This window comes from Anaerostipes stercorihominis, from assembly GCF_057535655.1.
Map to the genome: position 1 here is coordinate 1 of NZ_BAAJCL010000027.1, position 3,141 is coordinate 3,141.

A 3,141-nucleotide genomic window follows, 5' to 3' on the forward strand; every position below is an offset into this window, starting at 1 on the left:
AGCAAACAGCCAGCCGGTTTGAAGCTAACTTCCATGTCAGGGGAACAGACTTTCAATGAAGCAACCATTACTGGTTCAAAAGGAGTGAGAAGAACTATTACCTGATTGACACTAGGACAATTATATCATGGGCTTTGCTAAGCCTATTGAACAATATTTATTTAGTAACTTATTAACCAAGATACATGGATTTATGTATCTAAAAGATATTATACGAGGAGTGAGAAGCTATGAAGGCGAATCCTGTATTGCTTCAGAAAAAATATTCCCGTGTCATTGAGTGTTTTGCTAATAAAGCGGGGGTGCCACTAAGTGAAGCGCTGGATCTTTTTTATCGTTCCGAGCTTTATCATTTGGTTCATAATGGTGTTTCAGATATGCATTGTATGAGTGATGAATATCTTGTGGATGAATTAATGTCAGAGTATCGGCAAGACAGCGGTAAATACCAATGACTTTTATATTGAAATCGTAGTATCTGTAGGGAACGTCTTTTTTGGACATTCCCTTTTTAAGAAAATATGTAGCAGATATTTTGGAGCTGGTGCAGAGTTGCAAGTGAAAGAAGAGAAAAGTAAAAAATATGTGCAAAATATTGTACAAAATATTGATATTTTTGCTTTGGAATCATATAATAATATTAGAAAAGTGAAAATGAGGTGAGAAAATGATAGCGACAAATTTTTCAAATGCCAGAAATAATTTAAAAAAAGTATGTGATAAAGTCGTTGAAGATGCTGATATAGCGATTATCACAAGAAAGAATGATGAGAATGTTGTTCTTATGTCCCAGCAGCAATATGATAATCTAATGGAAAATGTATATATCAGAGACAGCAAGGTAAATTATGCATGGTTAAAAGAATCCATTCAACAGGCGGAAGATGGTAAATTAATAGATTTTGAAATGGAGGATTAAAATTGTGAATGTATCTTTCACTGAAAATGCATGGAAAGATTATTTGTATTGGCAAAAAACAGACAAAAAAATATTAAAAAGAATCAACGAATTGATTAAAGATATTAAGCGAAGCCCATATGAAGGGAAAGGGAAACCTGAAGGATTAAAATATGATTTAGCTGGGAAATGGAGTAGAAGAATTAATGATGAACACAGACTTGTGTATCAGATAAATAATAATAACTTAATTATATATATGTGTAAGTACCATTATTAAATCGGGAAACAGATGTTCCTACAATGTGATATACTGGCGATAGTTAAGAAATGAGATTAGTGTTAGAATAGACATAAAACGAACCCTCGGTAGCAGCCGCTACCAGGGGTTCTTCTCATTTTGACGGTTGAGCTTCCGCTAGGCTGATTGTCGCTAATTGTCACTGTCCAGCTATTTGCAAATGTAGTAGCCAACTACGATTGTCCGAATGTGGACACTTAATGAACGCAAGGAGGTTTTGTTATGAATATTCGTCCATCCGCAGCAATCCGCCAGAATTACAACGAGATTGCCGATATGTGCAGAAAGACCGCAGAGCCGGTATTCCTTACCAAGAACGGTGAGGGAGATTTAGTCGTTATGGATATTGAAACTTATAACCGCAGGGAGAAAATGCTGAAGCTGCGTGAGGAATTGCTTGCCGTAGAGGAAGATAGGATGCGTGGAAGCAAAGGCTACTCTGTTGATGAAGTCGCTGCGATGATGCGTAGTGCAATCAAGGAGGCGGCAGGTCATGGAACAGCAGAATAAATACCATGTGATTGTATCGGAACGAGCAACACAGATGCTTGTTTCCCATGTCGCATTTTTGGCATAGGTTAGTCCAGAAGTAGCAGAAAGACTGACGGTAGAGTTTGAGAAAACGGCAAATTCATTAGAAGCAATGCCGCAAAGATGTCCGTGGCTCACAGGGGAATATATCCCAAGAAATGCCTATCGTTTTATCCTGTTTGAGAAACGCTATATGATCATATTCCAGATAGTAGACGATATAGTTTACGCTGATTATGTGGTGGATTGTAGGCAGGATTACAGTTGGCTTATTCGATAACAATAAAATACTTTCCAAAATCGTCACTTATAGTCGGGTGGCGATTTTTTGTGCCTAAAATTAGTAAAAAAGAAAGGATGATAGCAATAAAGAAAGAAGAAAAATATTACCAGATGTATCGTATCTATTTACGGAATGGAGAATTTCTTGAAACAGGAGAGGTTAAGAAAGGGAATTTATGAGAAAAAAATTTTTTACAGAGGAACAAATCAGTCAGGCGAATCAAAAGAATCTTTTGGAAGTGGCAGAGTGTTTGGGACTTCATTTGGAGAAAAAGCACCGGGAGATTCGAGCCGGTGGGCATGGAGGACTGGTATTTGCTCCGGAAAAAAATCAGTGGATATGTTTTGCGGCTAAAGTAGAAGGTGAGAAAATTTATGGGGGAGGTCCGATACAATTAGTCATGTATCTAAAAGATTGTAATTTCATAGATGCAGTGAACTATTTGTTAGGGACTTCGATTGATACATACAGTGCTTCGGAAAGGAAAATGGAGCATAAAAAAAGAAAATCGTTTCAACTTCCGAAAGCCTCCAAGGATTTTCGGCATATCTATGCTTATCTAATCAAAACACGCAAGATCGACCGCTGGGTGGTGGATGAAATGGTGCGAAGAAAAATGCTTTATGAAAATACATATCACAGCTGTGTCTTTGTAGGGTATGATTTTCAGGGAATTCCAAGGCATTGCACCGTTCGAGGAACTGTCACCGAACAACCATTTCGCGGTGAAACAGCAGGAAGTGAGAAACGCTATGCATTTCATAAAGAAGGAAGTTCAAATACACTGCATGTTTTTGAGGCGCCAATTGATGCAATGAGTTATTTAACAATCTATCCTCAGACGTTAGAAGATCATTTTGTGGCATTGTGTTGTCTGGCTGATACTGCTTTGGAAGAGTATCTAAGACACTTACTGAACATTCAAAAGATTTTCTTTCATCTGGACAATGATCAGTGGGGAGATCAACAGACCAAGAAGCTTTGTAAAAAATACGAAGAGATGTATGAAGTTTGGGATGAGCGACCGGACCGGCAATGGAAAGATTGGAATGAAGCGCTAATATTCTTAAGGAAGGTAGGATAACGTGTGAACCGTCCCCGCTAGCATAGACACCCAAAACGAAAGGA

General features: G+C 38.0%; 5 protein-coding genes. All 5 read left to right on the forward strand.

The window, feature by feature from the left end:
- Nucleotides 1-230 precede the first annotated feature (230 nt).
- The 5 genes from AC27EF_RS13505 to AC27EF_RS13525 all read left to right on the forward strand — a co-directional run bounded on the left by AC27EF_RS13505 (nucleotide 231) and on the right by AC27EF_RS13525 (nucleotide 3,097).
- Nucleotides 231-455 (forward strand): DUF3791 domain-containing protein, encoded by a 225-nt coding sequence (locus AC27EF_RS13505; protein ID WP_487111290.1) that lies wholly within the window; start codon nucleotides 231-233, stop codon nucleotides 453-455.
- A 212-nt stretch (nucleotides 456-667) separates the two neighbouring features.
- Nucleotides 668-919 carry a type II toxin-antitoxin system Phd/YefM family antitoxin gene (locus AC27EF_RS13510; RefSeq protein ID WP_487111291.1) on the forward strand — a complete coding sequence of 84 codons (252 nt, stop codon included), beginning with the start codon at nucleotides 668-670 and terminating at the stop codon, nucleotides 917-919.
- 4 nt (nucleotides 920-923) lie between these two features.
- On the forward strand, nucleotides 924-1,178 hold the full coding sequence (locus tag AC27EF_RS13515) for a Txe/YoeB family addiction module toxin (protein ID WP_487111292.1): 255 nt from the start codon (nucleotides 924-926) through the stop codon (nucleotides 1,176-1,178).
- A 243-nt stretch (nucleotides 1,179-1,421) separates the two neighbouring features.
- The gene (locus tag AC27EF_RS13520) at nucleotides 1,422-1,709 is read left to right on the forward strand and encodes a type II toxin-antitoxin system Phd/YefM family antitoxin (protein WP_487111293.1); all 288 of its coding nucleotides are present in this window, start codon (nucleotides 1,422-1,424) and stop codon (nucleotides 1,707-1,709) included.
- Between the two features lie 479 nt (nucleotides 1,710-2,188).
- On the forward strand, nucleotides 2,189-3,097 hold the full coding sequence (locus AC27EF_RS13525) for a DUF3991 domain-containing protein (protein ID WP_487111294.1): 909 nt from the start codon (nucleotides 2,189-2,191) through the stop codon (nucleotides 3,095-3,097).
- Nucleotides 3,098-3,141 lie beyond the last annotated feature (44 nt).

What these genes read in the sequence shown, in the direction of transcription:
- AC27EF_RS13520 (WP_487111293.1), top strand. Translation starts at nt 1,422, where the DNA reads ATGAATATTCGTCCATCCGCAGCAATCCGCCAGAATTACAACGAGATT.
- AC27EF_RS13510 (WP_487111291.1), top strand. Translation starts at nt 668, where the DNA reads ATGATAGCGACAAATTTTTCAAATGCCAGAAATAATTTAAAAAAAGTA.
- AC27EF_RS13505 (WP_487111290.1), top strand. Translation starts at nt 231, where the DNA reads ATGAAGGCGAATCCTGTATTGCTTCAGAAAAAATATTCCCGTGTCATT.
- AC27EF_RS13525 (WP_487111294.1), top strand. Translation starts at nt 2,189, where the DNA reads ATGAGAAAAAAATTTTTTACAGAGGAACAAATCAGTCAGGCGAATCAA.